This window comes from Cellulomonas sp. P2_F12, assembly GCF_056403775.1.
The window spans coordinates 879,096-895,531 of record NZ_JBFUEV010000001.1 but is presented as its reverse complement, the minus strand read 5'-3'; the positions used below and the strand labels follow the sequence as shown (position 1 = coordinate 895,531).

15 protein-coding genes are annotated in these 16,436 nt (G+C 74.0%); 10 read left to right on the top strand and 5 right to left on the bottom strand.

Going from position 1 to position 16,436, the window contains the following annotated elements; all coding sequences use genetic code 11:
* The first annotated feature begins 70 nt into the window (after positions 1 to 70).
* The 5 genes from leuS (at position 71) to holA (ending at position 7,750) form a co-directional block, all read left to right on the top strand.
* Positions 71 to 2,962 carry a leucine--tRNA ligase gene (gene leuS / locus AC1DWH_RS04140; RefSeq protein WP_477092588.1) on the top strand — a complete coding sequence of 964 codons (2,892 nt, stop codon included), beginning with the start codon at positions 71 to 73 and terminating at the stop codon, positions 2,960 to 2,962.
* 5 nt (positions 2,963 to 2,967) lie between these two features.
* Positions 2,968 to 3,930 carry a DegV family protein gene (locus tag AC1DWH_RS04135; RefSeq protein ID WP_477092587.1) on the top strand — a complete coding sequence of 321 codons (963 nt, stop codon included), beginning with the start codon at positions 2,968 to 2,970 and terminating at the stop codon, positions 3,928 to 3,930.
* 424 nt (positions 3,931 to 4,354) lie between these two features.
* Positions 4,355 to 5,080 carry a ComEA family DNA-binding protein gene (locus AC1DWH_RS04130; RefSeq protein ID WP_477092586.1) on the top strand — a complete coding sequence of 242 codons (726 nt, stop codon included), beginning with the start codon at positions 4,355 to 4,357 and terminating at the stop codon, positions 5,078 to 5,080.
* Between the two features lie 8 nt (positions 5,081 to 5,088).
* Entirely contained in the window at positions 5,089 to 6,723 is a 1,635-nt protein-coding gene (locus AC1DWH_RS04125) for a ComEC/Rec2 family competence protein (RefSeq protein ID WP_477092585.1), read from the top strand.
* Positions 6,724 to 6,742: 19 nt separating this feature from the next.
* On the top strand, positions 6,743 to 7,750 hold the full coding sequence (holA, locus tag AC1DWH_RS04120) for a DNA polymerase III subunit delta (RefSeq protein ID WP_477092584.1): 1,008 nt from the start codon (positions 6,743 to 6,745) through the stop codon (positions 7,748 to 7,750).
* A gap of 3 nt (positions 7,751 to 7,753) precedes the next feature.
* Here holA and AC1DWH_RS04115 read toward each other — a convergent pair whose 3' ends face one another.
* Positions 7,754 to 8,371, bottom strand: a complete 618-nt coding sequence (locus tag AC1DWH_RS04115; RefSeq protein WP_477092583.1) for an EAL domain-containing protein — start codon at positions 8,369 to 8,371, stop codon at positions 7,754 to 7,756.
* A gap of 121 nt (positions 8,372 to 8,492) precedes the next feature.
* The gene (locus AC1DWH_RS04110) at positions 8,493 to 9,221 is read right to left on the bottom strand and encodes an EAL and HDOD domain-containing protein (RefSeq protein WP_456847458.1); all 729 of its coding nucleotides are present in this window, start codon (positions 9,219 to 9,221) and stop codon (positions 8,493 to 8,495) included.
* A gap of 213 nt (positions 9,222 to 9,434) precedes the next feature.
* Here AC1DWH_RS04110 and AC1DWH_RS04105 point away from each other — a divergent pair, with 213 nt between their 5' ends.
* A complete protein-coding gene (locus AC1DWH_RS04105; protein ID WP_477092582.1) occupies positions 9,435 to 9,581 on the top strand; it encodes a hypothetical protein in 147 nt (48 codons plus the stop codon).
* A 92-nt stretch (positions 9,582 to 9,673) separates the two neighbouring features.
* Positions 9,674 to 10,996, top strand: coding sequence for a helix-turn-helix domain-containing protein (locus tag AC1DWH_RS04100; RefSeq protein WP_477092581.1), 1,323 nt, complete (start codon positions 9,674 to 9,676; stop codon positions 10,994 to 10,996).
* A 201-nt stretch (positions 10,997 to 11,197) separates the two neighbouring features.
* On the opposite strand, the gene rpsT is transcribed toward AC1DWH_RS04100, so the two are convergent.
* The gene (rpsT, locus tag AC1DWH_RS04095) at positions 11,198 to 11,458 is read right to left on the bottom strand and encodes a 30S ribosomal protein S20 (RefSeq protein WP_456847455.1); all 261 of its coding nucleotides are present in this window, start codon (positions 11,456 to 11,458) and stop codon (positions 11,198 to 11,200) included.
* A 183-nt stretch (positions 11,459 to 11,641) separates the two neighbouring features.
* The gene (locus AC1DWH_RS04090; RefSeq protein ID WP_477092580.1) at positions 11,642 to 12,139 is read right to left on the bottom strand and encodes a type II toxin-antitoxin system PemK/MazF family toxin; all 498 of its coding nucleotides are present in this window, start codon (positions 12,137 to 12,139) and stop codon (positions 11,642 to 11,644) included.
* Positions 12,140 to 12,264: 125 nt separating this feature from the next.
* Here AC1DWH_RS04090 and AC1DWH_RS04085 point away from each other — a divergent pair, with 125 nt between their 5' ends.
* The 3 genes from AC1DWH_RS04085 to AC1DWH_RS04075 are packed head-to-tail and all read left to right on the top strand — an operon-like array spanning position 12,265 to position 15,619.
* A complete protein-coding gene (locus AC1DWH_RS04085; RefSeq protein ID WP_456847578.1) occupies positions 12,265 to 13,860 on the top strand; it encodes a circularly permuted type 2 ATP-grasp protein in 1,596 nt (531 codons plus the stop codon).
* Positions 13,854 to 14,783: an alpha-E domain-containing protein gene (locus tag AC1DWH_RS04080; protein WP_477092579.1), complete on the top strand. Its 930-nt coding sequence runs from the start codon at positions 13,854 to 13,856 to the stop codon at positions 14,781 to 14,783. The genes AC1DWH_RS04085 and AC1DWH_RS04080 overlap by 7 nt, the downstream gene beginning before the upstream one ends.
* On the top strand, positions 14,780 to 15,619 hold the full coding sequence (locus AC1DWH_RS04075) for a transglutaminase family protein (RefSeq protein WP_456847269.1): 840 nt from the start codon (positions 14,780 to 14,782) through the stop codon (positions 15,617 to 15,619). Before AC1DWH_RS04080 ends, AC1DWH_RS04075 begins: the two co-directional genes overlap by 4 nt.
* A gap of 3 nt (positions 15,620 to 15,622) precedes the next feature.
* On the opposite strand, the gene AC1DWH_RS04070 is transcribed toward AC1DWH_RS04075, so the two are convergent.
* Positions 15,623 to 16,333 (bottom strand): maleylpyruvate isomerase family mycothiol-dependent enzyme, encoded by a 711-nt coding sequence (locus tag AC1DWH_RS04070; protein ID WP_477092578.1) that lies wholly within the window; start codon positions 16,331 to 16,333, stop codon positions 15,623 to 15,625.
* Positions 16,334 to 16,436: the final 103 nt, after the last annotated feature.

The window sequence follows — 16,436 nt, the reverse complement described above, 5'->3', positions numbered from 1 at the left end:
CATACGGCGGCGGGTCCGACCGCACCCGGCCGGGTGCGGGGGGAGCACCACCGGTCGGTAAACTCGCCGGGTGACCTCGCAGGACGCTTCCCCCACGCCCACCGCCACCGACGACGTGCCGTTCCGCTACACCGCGGAGCTCGCGCGGGAGATCGAGCTGCGCTGGCAGGACGAGTGGGCTGACCGCGGCACATTCTTCGCCGCCAACCCGACGGGCGGGCTCACCGACGGCGACGGGAAGCACGCGGACCCCGCGCAGCCCGCGTTCTTCGTCATGGACATGTTCCCGTACCCCTCGGGCGCCGGCCTGCACATCGGCCACCCGCTGGGCTACATCGCCACCGACGTCGTCGGCCGCTTCCGCCGGATGCAGGGCGACAACGTGCTGCACGCGCTGGCGTTCGACGCGTTCGGCCTGCCCGCGGAGCAGTACGCCGTGCAGACCGGGCAGCACCCGCGCACCACCACCGAGGCGAACATCGTCATCATGCAGCGCCAGCTGCGTCGGCTCGGCCTGGCCCACGACCCGCGTCGCACGTTCGCGACGATCGACCCGGGCTACGTGCGCTGGACGCAGTGGATCTTCCTGCAGATCTTCGACTCCTGGTACGACGAGACCGCGCCGCGGCCGGACGGCGGCGTCGGCCGGGCCCGTCCCATCGCGGAGCTGGTCGCCGAGTACGACGCCGGACTGCGCGGAGCCGAGTGGGCCGGGCTGGACGAGGTCGCTCGTCGTCGCGTCCTGGACACGCACCGCCTCGCCTACGTCTCCGAGACGCCGGTGAACTGGTGCCCCGGACTGGGCACGGTGCTGGCCAACGAGGAGGTCACCTCCGACGGCCGCTCCGAGCGCGGCAACTTCCCGGTGTTCCAGCGCAGCCTGCGCCAGTGGAACATGCGGATCACGGCCTACGCGGACCGCCTGATCGACGACCTCGAGCACATCGACTGGCCCGACAAGGTCAAGGCGATGCAGCGCAACTGGATCGGCCGCTCGTCGGGCGCCCGGGTCCGCTTCGCCGTGCAGGGCGGCGACCAGGTCGAGGTGTTCACCACCCGCCCCGACACGTTGTTCGGCGCCACGTTCGTCGTCGTCGCCCCGGAGCACCCGCTGCTGGACCAGGTGCCCACGGCGTGGCCCGACGGCACCAAGGACATCTGGACGGGCGGCCACCGCACCCCGGTCGACGCCGTCGCGTCCTACCGCGCGGAGACGGCCGCCAAGACCGCGGTCGAGCGGCAGGCGGACGCGGGCCGCAAGACCGGCGTGTTCACCGGCCACCTGGCGCAGAACCCGGTCAACGGCGACCTGCTGCCGGTGTTCACCGCCGACTACGTCCTCATGGGCTACGGCACGGGCGCGATCATGGCCGTGCCGGGCGGCGACGAGCGCGACTTCGCGTTCGCCGAGGCCTTCGACCTGCCGGTCGTCTACACGATCGACGCCCCGGAGGGCACCGAGCCCGGTGCGCGCACCGGCGACGGCGTGGCCATCAACTCGTCGAACGACGAGGTCAGCCTGGACGGGCTGTCGGTCGCCGACGCCAAGGCGACGATCACCGACTGGCTCACCGCCAAGGGCGTCGGCGAGGGCACCATCACGTACCGCCTGCGCGACTGGCTGTTCAGCCGCCAGCGCTACTGGGGAGAGCCGTTCCCCATCGTCTACGACGAGCACGACCTGCCGCTGGCGGTCCCGCAGTCGGCGCTGCCGGTGAACCTGCCGGACGTGCCGGACTACTCGCCGCGCACGTTCGACGCCGACGACGCGCACTCCACGCCGGAGCCTCCGCTGGGCCGCAACGAGGACTGGGTCGCTGTCACGCTCGACCTGGGCGACGGCCCCAAGCAGTACCGCCGCGACACCAACACGATGCCCAACTGGGCCGGCTCCTGCTGGTACTACCTGCGCTACCTGGACCCGACCAACGAGACGGTGCTGGTGGACCCCGCGCTGGAGCAGTACTGGATGGGACCCGGCCACGGGGAGCAGCAGCCCGGCTCGATCGGCGGCGTCGACCTGTACGTCGGCGGCGTCGAGCACGCGGTGCTGCACCTGCTGTACGCCCGGTTCTGGCACAAGGTCCTGCACGACCTCGGGCACGTCTCCAGCGGGGAGCCGTTCCACAAGCTGTTCAACCAGGGCTACATCCAGGCGTACGCCTACACCGACGAGCGCGGCGTGCACGTGCCCGCCGAGGAGGTCGTGGAGGACACGGCGTCGGCGACGGGCTTCAGCTGGCAGGGCCGGCCCGTCAACCGCGAGTACGGGAAGATGGGCAAGTCGCTGAAGAACATGGTGACGCCCGACGACATGTACGCGGAGTACGGCGCCGACACCCTGCGCGTGTACGAGATGTCGATGGGCCCGCTGGACCTGTCCCGGCCGTGGGAGACCCGCGCGGTCGTCGGCTCGCAGCGGTTCCTGCAGCGGCTGTGGCGCAACGTGGTCGACGAGGGAACCGGGGCGACCGTCGTGTCCGACGACGCCCCGTCCGACGAGACCCTGCGCGTGCTGCACCGGGCGATCGCGGACACGACCGCGGACATGGCGGCCATGCGGGTCAACACGGCGATCTCGCGGCTGATCGTGCTGAACAACCACCTCACCACCTTGCCGACGACGCCCCGCGCCGCTGTCGAGGCCCTCGTGCTGATGACGGCCCCGGTCGCCCCGCACGTCGCGGAGGAGCTGTGGTCCCGCCTGGGCCACGAGCGCTCGCTCGCGCACGAGCCGTTCCCGGTGGCGGACCCGGCGTACCTGGTCGAGGACACGGTGACGTGCATCTTCCAGGTGCAGGGCAAGGTGCGCGGTCGCGCCGAGGTCTCGCCCGAGATCTCCGACGACGACCTGCGCGAGCTGGCCCTGGCCGACGTCGGTGTGCAGCGCGCCCTCGACGGCCGCGGCATCCGGACCGTCGTCGTCAGGGCGCCCAAGCTCGTCAACGTCGTCCCGGCCTGATCGCCGTGCCCGGCCGTCGCCGGCCCGAGCAGCCGTCGGTCGCGATCGTCACCGACTCGACGGCCTCGCTGCCCGAGGGCGCGGCCGAGCGCTGGGGCATCGGCGTCGTCCCGCTGGACGTGGTCGTCGACGGCGAGCGCCACGTGGAGGGCGTCGACCTGTCCCCGAGCGCCCTGCTCGGCGCGCTGACCAAGGGCGTCACGGTCACGACGTCGCAGCCCCCGCCCGCCGCGTTCGCGTCCGCGTACGAGCGGGCGGCGGCGTCGGGTGCCCGGGAGATCGTGTCGATCCACCTCTCGGGCGACCTGTCGGGCACCGTCCGCGCCGCGCAGCTCGCAGCGGAGACGTCGCCCGTCCCCGTGCACGTCGTCGACTCGGGGGCGGTCGCGATGGCCCTCGGGTTCGCGGTCGTCGACGCGGCACGCTTCTCGATCGGCCCCGAGACGCCAGCGACCGAGCCCGCGCCAGCTGGACCGCTCGGGGCGGCCCGCGCCTGGTGGCACGCCCGATCGCACACCGACGCGCGACTGCCCGACGGCCAGGAGGTCGCCGACCACGCGCGCGCGGTCGCCGCGTCCACCCGGGTCTGGTTCCTGGTCGACTCGCTGGACCACCTGCGCCGCGGCGGACGGCTGAGCGTCCCGGCGACGGCGATCGGCATCGTGCTGGGTCTGCGCCCGATCCTCACGCTGCACGACGGCGGCATCGACGTGCTCGAGAAGGTGCGCACGCGACGAGCCGCCCGCGAACGCCTGGTGGCGCTCGCCCTCGAGGACGTCCTGCGCCGCCCGGCCGCCCGGGTCGCGGTCCATCACCTCGGCCAGCCGGACGTCGCCGCGGCGCTCGCGGCCGAGCTGGCGGAGGCCGCCGCCGACCGGCTCGTCGAGACGGCGGTCTGCGAGTCGAGCGCGGTGCTGGCGGCTCACGCGGGACCGGGCCTGCTCGCGATCGTCGTCGCCGACGCCTGACCGAGCCGCCCACAGCCCCGGGCATCGACGATCGTCACCCAGCGATCGCCGACGTCCGTCGATCCCGCCGCCGCCTCGACCGTAGGTTCACCGGGTGCCACGCCGTGACCGCGACCTCTCCCGGACCGCCCGGCTCACCGCGCTCACGACCCCCCGCCGCTCGCCCTCACGCCACTCCGCGCGCACCTTCGACCCCATCCCGAGCACGGACCCCCACGCCGGTCCTCCTGCCTCGTTCGCGCGGTTCTTCGAGCCAGCGGCTCCTCCGGGCGCGGGCTGGACGCCGGACCGAGCGCCAGCGGGTCCGGACGTTCCGATCCCGGAGGCGGGCCCGGCGGCAGTGCCCGCGCCAGTGCGCATGGACAGTCCGGACCGGCAGCGCGGCGTGACACCCGCGCCTGAACCTGCGGGCCCCACGGTCCAGGTGCCGGAGCCCAGCCCCGACCCCGCGAGCACGCCGACGCGCACCGGCACGGCGCTCCAGAGCGCCGCTGCGGGCTACACCGCCGCGCACGGTGCCTCGGTCGCGCCCGTGCCGGGTCCCCGCCGCCGCTGGCGGTGGGCGGTCTCGTCGCGTCTCGCCGCGGGCGCCGGCGCGGTGCTGCTGCTGGTCGGGGGCGGTGTCGCTCTGCGCGCCGCGTCGCTCTCGCCGGGGCCGGCGGTGGAGCTGCCCGTCCCGGCGCAGAGCGTCACCCCCGCACAGGCCGGGGGATCGACAGCACCACCGACTGCCCAGGTCGTCGTCGACGTGGTGGGGGCGGTCGCGGCCCCGGGCGTCGTCCGGCTCGCGGAGGGCTCCCGCGTCGTCGACGCCATCGCGGCTGCCGGGAGCGCCACCGCGGACGCACAGCTGGGAGCACTGAATCTCGCGCGGCTGCTGGTCGACGGTGAGCAGGTCGTGGTCCCGGCCGCGGGGGACGCGGCGGCCGTGGCCGGTCCGTCGTCGGCGGCGGGCGGCGACGAGCGAGTCGACCTCAACGCCGCGGACGCGGCCGCCCTCGACGCCCTGCCCGGCATCGGCCCGGTCTTGGCCGGCCGGATCGTCGCGCACCGCGAGGACCACCCGTACGCGAGCGTCGACGAGCTGGCGGACGTCCCGGGGATCGGCCCGACCTTGCTCGAACGCCTCCGCGACCTCTTCCGCGTATGACCGCTCGCATGCCGATCCCGCCGATCGATCACCGGCGCGTATCCCGCGAACCGCCCGCGGCCCGCGCCCTGCCTCCTGTCGAACGCATCCCGCCGGGCACTGGCCCGATCCCGCCGGCTGACGACAGCGACCCGCCGACGACCGTCGACGTCCGGCTCCTCCCGGCCGCGGCGGCCGCGTGGCTCGCCGCGCTGGCCGTGGTCAGGATGCCGGCACTCGTCGCGCTGACCTGCGCCATCGCCGCCCTGGCGGTCGCGGCCGTCGGGCTCCGGCTCTGCGCGGGCGCCCCCGAGCACGTGCCCGGCGCACCGGTCCGCGCGGCCGTCGTCCCGGTGCTGTGCCTCGCCCTCGTCGTGGTGGCCGGCGTGCTCGCGGCGGGAGCGAGCCAGACGGCCGCGCGCGGTCGGGGCCTGCTTCCCGAGCTCGCGCGCGACGAGGTGGTCGGCCGGGTCGAGGGCGTGGTCGTCGTGGAGCCGACCCTGGTCCCACCGGCCTGGCCGGGCGCGCCGGAGCGGGTGCGGATCGTGCTGGCGGCGGACCGCGCGGCGGCCGGCGGGCGGACCTCCGGCGCGACGGGTCGGGTCCTGGTGCTCGGTCCGTCGAGCTGGATGACGGTTCCCTTCGGAGCCCGGGTCGGTGCGGTCGGTGGAGTCCGCGCCGGGCAGGCCGGGAGCCGGGTCGTCGCGGTGCTGCTGACCGGGGCCGCGCCGGACGTGCTCGGGCCGCCGCCGCCCTGGGACGCCTCGGCCTCCGCCTTCCGCGACGGGGTGCGCGGCCTGGCGGCGGAGCTCCCCGGTGATGCGGGCGCGCTGCTCGCCGGGGTGAGCGTGGGCGACACCCGCGCGGTCCCCGACGACCTCACGGCGGCGATGCGCACCGCCGGTCTGACGCACGTGACCGCGGTGTCCGGCGCCCACTTCTCGCTCGTCGCCGCCCTCGTCCTCGCGCTGGCGTCCGCGGTCCGCCTGCCCCGCGCCGCCCGGGTGGCCCTGACCGCGCTGGCGATGGCCGCGATGGTGCTGCTCGTCCACCCGTCGCCGAGCGTCCTGCGCGCAGCGGCGATGGGCCTCGTGGCCGTGCTCGGGGTGCTGCTCGGTCGCCCGCACCGGGCGCCTGCGGCGCTCGCGGGGACTGTCGTGCTGCTCCTGATCGCCGACCCGTGGCTGGCCGGGGAGCTCGGGTTCGTGCTCTCGGTGCTCGCCACGGGCGGACTCGTCCTCGTCGGCGGACCGCTCGCCGAGCGCTGGTCCGCGCGATGCGGACGTCCGATCGCGACCGCGCTGGCCCTGCCGGTGGCGGCGCAGCTGGTCTGCGCGCCCGCGATCCTGGTCGCGACGCCCACCGTCGCCCTCTACGCCGTGCCGGCGAACCTGCTGGTCGCCCCGGCGCTCGCGCCCGCCACGGTGCTCGGCATCGCAGCCGGCGGGGTCGCCCCGTGGTGGCCGGCGGCGGCGCACCTGCTCGCCCTCGGCTCGGGGGCCGCGTGCTGGTGGATCGGGGCCGTCGCGCGCACGGCGGCCGCGGCACCGGGCGCGCAGGTGGCGTGGCTGCCCGGCTGGGCGGGCGTCGCGGTGCTCACCGTGGCCGGTGCGTGCGTGATCCGGCTGGCCGTGGTCCGAGGGACCGCGCGAGAGCGTCGGTGACGTCTGGCAGGCTGTGCCCGTGCCTCCCGCAGCCCGCCGTCCAGCCACCCGCACCGCGGGCGTCTCGTGGGAGGCAGTCGAGCTCGCCCCCGTGCTGCTGGTCAGCGGCACCGAGGGCCTGCTCGCCGATCGCGCGGTCGACCGGGTCGTGTCGCTGGCACGTGCCGCCGACGCCGGGGTCGAGGTGACCCGGCTCGACGCCGCCGAGTACACGGTGGGCACGCTTGGCGTGGTCACCAGCCCCAGCCTGTTCGCCGAGGACAAGGTCGTGGTCGTCGACGGACTCGAGCGCGCGAGCGACGACCTGCTGAACGACGTGACCGAGTACATCGCCGCGCCGCCGGGCGACGTGGTGCTCGTGCTCCGGCACGGCGGCGGGCAGCGCGGCAAGAAGCTCCTGGACACCCTGCGCTCGACGGGTGTGCCCACGGTGGCGTGCGACGCGATCAAGTCGGACGGCGACAAGAGTGCCTTCGTCACGGCCGAGCTGCGCCGGGCGGGGCGCCGCGCCGATGCCCAGGCCGTGCGCGCGCTGGTCGACGCCGTGGGTAGCGACCTGCGTGAGCTCGCCGCGTCGTGCGGCCAGCTCGTCGCGGACACCACCGGCCTGATCGGCCCCGAGGTGGTCGAGCGGTACTACGGCGGCCGGATCGAGGCGACGGGGTTCCGCGTGGCCGACGCCGCGGTCGCCGGTCAGTCGGGCCAGGCGGTGGCGCTCCTGCGGCACGCGCTCGCGACCGGTGTCGACCCCGTGCCGGTGGTCGCCGCCCTGGCGGCCAAGCTGCGGGTGCTGGCCAAGGTCGCGGCGGTGCGCGGACGCGGGGCGGGCGCGCTCCGGGACCTCGGCCTCGCGCCGTGGCAGACCGACCGGGCGATGGCGGACCTGCGCCGGTGGACGCCCGAGGGCCTGGCGAGCGCGATCGCCGCGGTGGCGCAGGCAGACGCCGAGGTCAAGGGCGAGGGCCGCGACCCCCAGTTCGCGGTGGAGCGGGCCGTCCTGCGCGTCGCGGGCGCCGTCGGCTCCTGACGGCTACGCGCCGAGCGTCACGGCCGGGCCGAGGACGTCGCCCTGGAGCAGCTCGAACCCGAGGGTGCGGCACTCCTCGACCAGCTCGGTGTCGGAGACGCGCTCGGCGACGAGCGTCGCCCCGTACGTGCGGGCCAGCCGGACCAGACCGTCACCGAGCCGGTGCACGTCGCGACAGTCGATCTTCACGAAGTCGGCGTACGGCATCATCGCCAGCTGGTCGGGCTCGGCCGCGAAGTCGTCGATCGCGATGCGGTACCCGCGGGACCGCAGCCGCTCGAGCCCCGCGAGCACCGAGTCGTCCGCCGCGACGGACTCGACGACCTCGAGCACGAGCCGACCGGCGTGCGCCGGGAGCGGACGGTCGTCGACCAGGAACGAGCGGGTCACGTTGACGAAGGCGAGCGTGCTGCTGGTGGGCGGTCCGTCGCCGAAGAGGACGTCGAGGACCGAGGCCGTCGCGACGTCCTGGCGGTCGGAGCCCCAGCGGTCGACCTGTGCCGGCAGGCCGTCGCGGGACCGGTAGAGGAACTCGTTGCCGTAGAGCTGACCGCCCGCGGTCCAGATGGGCTGGCGCGCGATGGGCAGCCGAGCAGGTACGGCGGGGGAGATGGCGGGCACGGTCACACCGGATGAGAGGGGCGTGGTGGCGGTCTATGACGCCGTTCACCCGACCGGACCAACGGGTTGTGACCGGACACGTCGGACAGCACAGGAGGGCCGAGCCCGTGGCGACTGCGCCCTACAGGCTGACGCGCCGCGCGCCCGCGCGGTCGAGCACGCCGGCGCGCTCGAGCAGGTTGCCCTGGAACAGCGTGAACCCCAGGTCGCGCGCGTGGCGCAGGGTGTCCGGGCTCTCGACGTACTCGGCGACGAGCAGGGCGCCGTACGACCGTGCCAGGTGCACGACGGGCGGGCCCTCGACGTCGAGATCGCGGACGTCGATCTTCACGAAGTCCGCGTGGGGGAGCAGGCGGCGCTGGTTCGGGTTGCTGACGAACGCCGGGACCGCGATGCGGAAACCCTCTTCCCGCAGCCGCCGGACGCCGGCCAGGACGGCGGCGTCGATGGTGACGGCGTCATTGATCTCGATGACGAGCCGGTCCGGGCGGCGAGGGATGGGCAGGTCACCGACCAGGTAGGCGCGCGGGCAGCGGACGAACAGCAGCCGACCGTGGGCGACGTGCTCGAGGTCCGCGCGGCCGAACGTGGCGCCCAGGACGTGGGCGGTCGCGCGCTCGTGCTGGTGAGAGCTCCAGGACAACGCGGTCGCGGTGTGCTGGTCCGGCGACCGGAAGGAGAGCTGGTAGGCGAACGGACGGCCGTGCTCCGAGAAGATGCCTTGCCGCGCGACGAGCACCGGCTCGTGGGAGATCCGCTGCGCCCACTCCTGCCGGAGGGCGTTCGGGATGGCGTCCTCCACTGCGGCTGCGAGATACGCGAGCCGCCCGTCGGCGTCGTCCGGTGTCATGGCATCTATGACACCACATCTTCGGCGCTGTGAACCGCCGACTTGCGGGTGGAATTCTGTGACGGCGATGCTGACCCTGCTCGGGGCGGGATCCTGGCCGGAACATTCACCCGATCAGGGGCGGACCGGTAGGAAGTGGGAGACGTGACGCGCCGGGCACGTCATCATGGGGCACCACCCGGATCGCTGGATGACCGCAGAAGGAGCACTCACATGTCCAGACCGTTCAAGTCGGCCCTCGTCGTCCTCGCCGTGCTCGGTTCCCTGGCCCTCTCGCCGGGCAACGCGCTCGCCGACGGTCCGATCGACAGCACCAACACCGGCGGCGCCAGCGGGTGCTGCCGGACGATCCTCGACTGACGGGCGGCTCCGGGTGAACAGCGGGGGTCCGGACACGCCGCCTCTGCGGGGGGTGGTGCATCCGGGGGACGTCACACATACAATGACTGACCATGACCACGATTGCTGACCGGGTACGCGACGCCCGGCTCGCGGCTGGGCTCTCCCAGACAGCGCTTGCCGGATCCGCCTTCTCACCCAGCTACATCTCTTTGATCGAGGCGGGTCATCGTGAACCGACCGACTCCGCGCTCGCCGTGCTGGCCACCCGCCTGGGCACGACCCTCGAATATCTGAAGCACGGCGAAGACGGTCCCAACGAGGCGCGCACGCGGCTCGAGATCGACTACGCCAAGCTGGACATGACGCAGGGCGACGCCGCCGGCGCTCGTCGGCGGCTCGAGGCGCTCGACCTCGAGATCGTGTCGCCGAACGTCCGGGTGGAAGCCCTGACCACCCTCGCGCACGCGTTCGAGGTGCTGGGCGACCTCGAGTCCTCGGTGGCGATCCTCGAACCGCTGCTGGCCGACTCCCGGGCGCGCGCCCACCACGTCGAGTCCGCCAAGCTGGCCAACGCGCTCGTCGCGTCCTACCTCGAGGCCGGCGACCTGCACCGCAGCGTCGAGGTCGGCGAGCGGACGCTCGGGGAGCTCGAGGCGGCGGACCTCACGGGGACGGACGAGCACCTGCGTCTGGCGTCGACGGTCCTGTGGGCCTACGTCGAGCGCGGCGATCTGCTGTACGCCACCCACCGGGCCGCGGAGCTGGTCCGCCTGGCGGAGTCGCTGGGCACGCCGCGGGGTCGGGGGAGCGTCTACTGGAACGCCGCCCTGGTCGCCGAGCAGCGCCGCGACTACGAGCTGGCGCAGCGCTACACCGAGCGCGCCCTTGCCCTGCTGTCCGAGGGCGAGGCCGACCGCGACCTGCCGCGGCTGCGGCTCAACTACGCGTGGCTGCTGCTGCGCTCCGACCCGGTCGACCCGCGGGCGGCACTCGACCAGATCGAGCGTGCGGCCCCGGACATGGCGGTCCTCGGCTCGGAGCTCGACCTCGCCCGCGTCGACGTCGAGAGCTCGCGTGCCTACCTCCTGCTCGGGGACATCGACGCGGCCGAGAGGTTCGCGTCGGCGGCCCTCGAGCGGCTCGGCGACCCGCCGCGGCTCGAGACGGCGTTCGCGCAGGTGTCCCGCGGGGACGCGCTGCACGCGCGCGGCGACACGGCCGGTGCGGCACGGGCGTACGAGTCCGCGGCCGACCTGCTCGGCATGATGTCGGCGTCGCGGCAGTCCGCGTCGGCCTGGCGCGACCTGGGCGACCGGTACGCCATGCACGGCGACAGCGCGGCGGCGGCGCAGGCGTACGACCGTGCGCTGCGCGAGGCAGGCTTCCGTCCCACGATCCCGCTCAGCACCTGGGAGACCTGGTCGCTGACCTGATCGATCGTGGCCGGAGAACACTGAAGGCGTCACCCCGCAGGGGGGGTGACGCCTTCAGTGTCGTGCGGAGTCCGACCTGAGGTGCACCAACGGCGCGAGGTACACGAAAGGCGCCACCCCGGGTGGGGTGACGCCTTTCACGTGGGGGCCTGGCCGGCCTCCTGGCGGTCACGGCATGGCCGGGACCAGCTCAGGGGTGGCTCAGAGCGCGCCGACCGACTTCGCCAGCGCCGACTTCTTGTTGGCGGCCTGGTTCTCGTGGATGACACCCTTGGAGACGGCCTTGTCGAGCTTGCGCGACGCCTCGACGAGGGCGACCGACGCGGCGTCCTTGTCGCCACCGGCGACGGCCTCGCGGACGCGACGGATGTGCGTCTTGAGCTCGGACTTCACCGACTTGTTGCGCAGACGCGCCTTCTCGTTGGTGGTGATGCGCTTGATCTGGGACTTGATGTTGGCCACGTGTGGACTCTCTTGTGCGTTCGCCGAAGCGATCTGACAGGTCTAGAGGGCGCGCACAGCTCCGGGACATGGGCGTGGGGATACCCGCGGAGAGGAACTGGGCTTGTGCCCGCCGACCCGGGCGGACACGCGAATCCCTATGTTAGCAGGCGGGAGGCCTGAAGCCGAACCCCGTGACGGGGCTCACCACCCGTGGGCGCGACGCGTCGCGGTCGCCACCTGCTCGAAGAGCGCCCGGTCCACCACGGCCCCCTCGCGACGGACGGCGGACGGGGGCAGGCGGAGCACCCGGTCCAGGCGGACCTCGCTCGGGCGGCGCTGCGAGTCCCACGGCCCGGTGCCGATGTCCATCCAGACGCGCCCGCGCCTCGCCTCGAGTGCGGCGTCGCGACTGTGGTCCTTGCTGGTGAGCATGAGCCCGAGGACGTTGGCGCCGTCGCGCGCGATCACGAGGACGGGCCGGTCCTTGCCCTGGCTCGGGTCGTCCTCGAAGGGGACCCAGGCCCAGACGATCTCCCCGGGGTCGGCGTCGCCGTCGAGCCGGGGGCTGTACTCGATGCGGACCCGGCCGCGGTGGTCCGGGAGGGTCTCGCGGGTGGGCGTCGGGGCGCGGGAACCGGACAGTCGCGCGAAGGCGGCGCGGACCGTGGAACTCAGGCGGGCCCAGGCCGAGGTGGTCACGCGCAGACCGTACCCGGGAGCGCCCCCGGGCACCGGTCCGCAGGTCGAGGGCCGGACGGCTGATCAGCGCCGCGGAGCCGCTCCACGTAACGCGGCGTTATCACCGGGCAGATACTGTCCGGATCATGGCGGACCTGTTCGACGACTACCCGACCGGACCGGCGTGGGACGAGATGATCGATCCCGACGGTGGCGGCTCGCGCGCGGCCTACAAGGGCCTGCACCGTGCTCTCGCCCAGCTGAGCGCCGGTGAGCTGAGGGCCCGGGCGGAGACGCTCGCCCGGTCGTACCTCGCCCAGGGGGTGACGTTCGACTTCGCCGGCGAGGAGCGGCCCTTCCCGCTCGACGTGGTGCCGCGCGTGCTGGCCGGGGACGAGTGGGAGCAGGTCGCGCCGGGCGTCGCCCAGCGGGTGCGGGCCCTCGAGGCCTTCCTGGCGGACATCTACGGTCCGCAGCGCGCCATTGCCGACGGCGTGATCCCGCGCAGCGTCGTGCTGTCGTCGACGAACTTCCTGCGCGCCGCGCGGGGCATCAACCCGCCCAACGGCGTCCGCGTGCACGTGTCGGGCATCGACCTGATCCGCGACGACCTCGACGGCTGGCGCGTGCTCGAGGACAACGTGCGCGTGCCCAGCGGCGTGAGCTACGTGCTGTCGAACCGGCGGGCGATGGCGCAGACGTTCCCGGAGCTGTTCGCGGCGCTGCGGATCCGGCCCGTGGCCGACTACCCGCGCCGCCTGCTCGCCGCGCTCACGGCCGCGGCCCCGTCCGGGGTCGACGAGCCGACGGTGGTCGTGCTCACGCCGGGCGTCTTCAACAGCGCCTACTACGAGCACTCGCTGCTGGCCCGGATGATGGGCGTCGAGCTGGTCGAGGGGCGCGACCTGTTCTGCTCGGGCGGCCGGGTGTGGATGCGCACGACGCAGGGCCGGCGCCGGGTCGACGTCATCTACCGCCGCGTGGACGACGACTACCTGGACCCGGTGGTGTTCCGCAACGACTCCTACCTCGGCAGCCCGGGGCTCATGACCTGCGCGCGCAACGGCACCGTGACGATCGCGAACGCGGTGGGCAACGGCGTCGCCGACGACAAGCTCGTCTACACCTACGTGCCCGACCTCATCCGGTACTACCTGAGCGAGCAGCCGATCCTGCGCAACGTCGACACGTGGCGGCTCGAGGAGCCCGAGGCGCTCGAGGAGGTGCTGGACCGGCTCGACGAGCTCGTCGTGAAGCCGGTCGACGGCTCGGGCGGCAAGGGGCTCGTCGTCGGGCCGAAGGCGTCCACGGCCGAGCTCGCGCAGCTCAAGGTGCGGCTGCGCGACGACCCCCGCGGCTGGATCGCGCAGCCGGTGGTGCAGCTGTCCACCATCCCGACGCTCATCGACGACTCGCTGCGGCCCCGGCACACCGACCTGCGACCGTTCGCGGTGAACGACGGCGAGTCGGTGTTCGTGCTCCCGGGCGGCCTGACCCGGGTCGCGCTCCCCGAGGGCGAGCTCGTCGTCAACTCGTCGCAGGGCGGCGGGTCGAAGGACACGTGGGTGCTGGGCGGTGCGGTGCCGCGCCGGGCCGTGCGGCACGAGTCCGACAGCCCGCAGGCCGTCCCGCAGGACTCGGCGGTGCCGATCGAGTCCAACCCCAACGACGTCCGCGCCCAGGTGATGCAGCAACAGCAGCAACAGGGTCGCTCGATCCCCGCCGGAGGTGCCCCGTGCTGAGCCGGATCGCCGAGTCGCTGTTCTGGATCGGTCGCTATGTCGAGCGCGCCGACGACACCGCCCGCCTGCTCGACGTGCACGTGCAGATCCTGCTCGAGGACCCCTGGGCCGAGGAGGACCTGGCCTGCCGGTCCCTGCTGTCGGTGATGGACCGCGCGGCCCCGCCGGTGCACGTGGAGGTCGGCCGGGAGTACGTGCTGGACATGCTCGCGTACGACCGGTTCGCGCCGTCGTCCATCGCCGGGTCCCTGGTGTCGGCCCGGGAGAACGCCCGCCGCGCGCGCGAGACCATCTCCACCGAGCTGTGGGAGAGCCTCAACGCGACCTGGAACCAGCTGCCGTCGCACATGCGTCCCGCGCGGCCGCACGACTACTTCACGTGGGTGCGCGAGCGGGCCGCGGTGGTGTCGGGCATCACCGACTCCGCGACGTCCCGCGACGACACGTGGAACTTCATGGTGCTCGGCCGGTCGATCGAGCGCGCCGACATGACCGCGCGGCTGCTGACCACGCGGGCGCTCGCCGGCTCGGCGGGCCCCAGCTGGACCACCCTGCTGCGCTCCTGCGGCGCGCACGAGGCGTTCCTGCGGATGTACCGCGGGGCCGCGTCCGACGAGCGGGCCGCCGGGTTCCTGCTCACGGACCAGCTGTTCCCCCGGTCGATCGTGTTCGCGCTGAACCAGGCCGAGCGCTGCCTGGCCGCCCTCGAGGGCACGTCGGACCGCTCGGCCGTCGACGACGCGCGCCGTCACATCGGCTTCGTCCGCACCAACCTCGAGTACCGCCCGCTGATCGAGGTGCTCGACAAGCTCCCCAAGGAGATGGAACGGGTGCAGCGCGCGTGCTCGGCGGCCTCGGACGCGATCCGGGGTCGGTACTTCCCGAGCTCGTCGTCGACGAACTGGGTAGGAGAGGCACTGTGAGCAGGCTGCGAGTGGTCCACACGTCGACGTTCCGGTACGGGAGCGCGGTGCTGGCGTCGTACAACGAGGCGCGCATGACGCCGGTCTCGCAGCACGGGCAGACGGTGCTCGAGACCAAGGTCGACGTGCAGCCGCACACCGGCTGGCACGAGTACCGCGACTACTGGGGTACGGCGGTCACCGCGTTCGAGGTGCTGACGCCGCACGAGTCGATGGTGATCACGGCGGAGCACCTGGTCGAGGTGGCGCAGCGCGCGCCGCTGCGGTCGCCGGCCGGCTGGGACACGCTGCGGGGCGCCGAGCTGCGCGACCGGCTGGCGGAGTTCCTCGCCGACACGCCGACGACGGCGCCCCCCGAGGACGTGGTCGAGCTGACCAGGCGGGTCGCCGCCGACCTGGAGCCGGCCGATGCGGCGCTCGCCGTGGCGAACGCGCTCCGCGACGAGATGGAGTACATCCCCGGTGTCACCACGGTGCACACCCCGGCCTCCGAGGCGTGGACGGCCCGGGCCGGTGTCTGCCAGGACATCGCGCACCTGGTGACCGGCGCGCTGCGGTCCATCGGGATCCCGGCGCGGTACGTCTCCGGCTACCTGCACCCCGACTCGGAGGCCGAGCTCGGTACGACCGTGCTGGGCGACTCGCACGCGTGGGTCGAGTGGTGGGTGGGCGAGTGGTTCGCCTACGACGCGACCAACCGGGTCATCGCGGGCGACCACCACGTGGTCCTGGCCAGGGGCCGGTCCTACGACGACGTCCCCCCGCTGCGCGGCATCTACGCCGGCGCCGGGACGCAGGACGCCGAGGTGCAGGTGCGGATCACGCGCGAGGCCTGACCGTCACGGGGTGAGCCGGCGGCCCAGCGCGTCGACGAGGGCCGCGGCGTCGCCGGTCACGGTGAGGCGCGCGTCCTCCGGCGTGGTCCGGCCCCACAGGAGCAGGGCGAGGGCGTCGGCGGCCCCGGTGACCGTGACGGACGGGTCGGGGACGGTCGGGGCGCCGAGCAGCCACGAGCGGCCGGCGTCGTCGGCCACGAGCGCGACCGGTGCCGCGAGCGGCTCCATCCGACCCATCCGCTCCTGCCGCGGCTGCATCACCGTGACCACCTCGTCGACCGTGTCCGCCCACAGCGCGGGCTCGGCGTCGAGCCCGAGGCCACCGGCGGTGCGCAGGTCCCACAGGTGCACGAGGGTCTCGTGCGTCTGGCGGCGGTGCCAGAACGACGCCGGTCCGTCGCCCACCAGCGTCCACGCGCGGGCGTCCGGTCCGAGGGCCGCCAACGTCTCGCGCAGCTCCGCCGCGCAGGCCGCATAGAGCTCCTCGAGCACGAACGGGCCGCGCCCGAGCGGCGTCTCCTGCTTGCGGCCGGCCTGGCCGGCGGCCCAGTGGTGGATCCGGGACAGGTGGACGACGAGGTCCCGCACGCGCCAGCGGCCGCACCAGGGCACGGGGGTGGTCGGGTCGACCTGCGGGATCGTCGCGAGGAACTGGTCCTGCAGGGCGCCGAGGGTGTCGAGGAGGCTCGGGGCGTCGGCACGGTCCGTCGTCATGGGACCATGGTGGGACCGACCACTGACAGCCGACAGGCTGACAGCCGTCACCGTCCGTCGGGATGGCGCCACCCCGCGCCGTCCGACTCCAGCGCCAGGAGCA

Coding starts and splice junctions, on each gene's coding strand:
- AC1DWH_RS04125 (WP_477092585.1), top strand. CDS start 5,089: ATGCCGATCCCGCCGATCGATCACCGGCGCGTATCCCGCGAACCGCCC.
- AC1DWH_RS04110 (WP_456847458.1), bottom strand. CDS start 9,221: ATGACACCGGACGACGCCGACGGGCGGCTCGCGTATCTCGCAGCCGCA.
- AC1DWH_RS04105 (WP_477092582.1), top strand. CDS start 9,435: ATGTCCAGACCGTTCAAGTCGGCCCTCGTCGTCCTCGCCGTGCTCGGT.
- AC1DWH_RS04100 (WP_477092581.1), top strand. CDS start 9,674: ATGACCACGATTGCTGACCGGGTACGCGACGCCCGGCTCGCGGCTGGG.
- AC1DWH_RS04085 (WP_456847578.1), top strand. CDS start 12,265: ATGGCGGACCTGTTCGACGACTACCCGACCGGACCGGCGTGGGACGAG.
- AC1DWH_RS04070 (WP_477092578.1), bottom strand. CDS start 16,333: ATGACGACGGACCGTGCCGACGCCCCGAGCCTCCTCGACACCCTCGGC.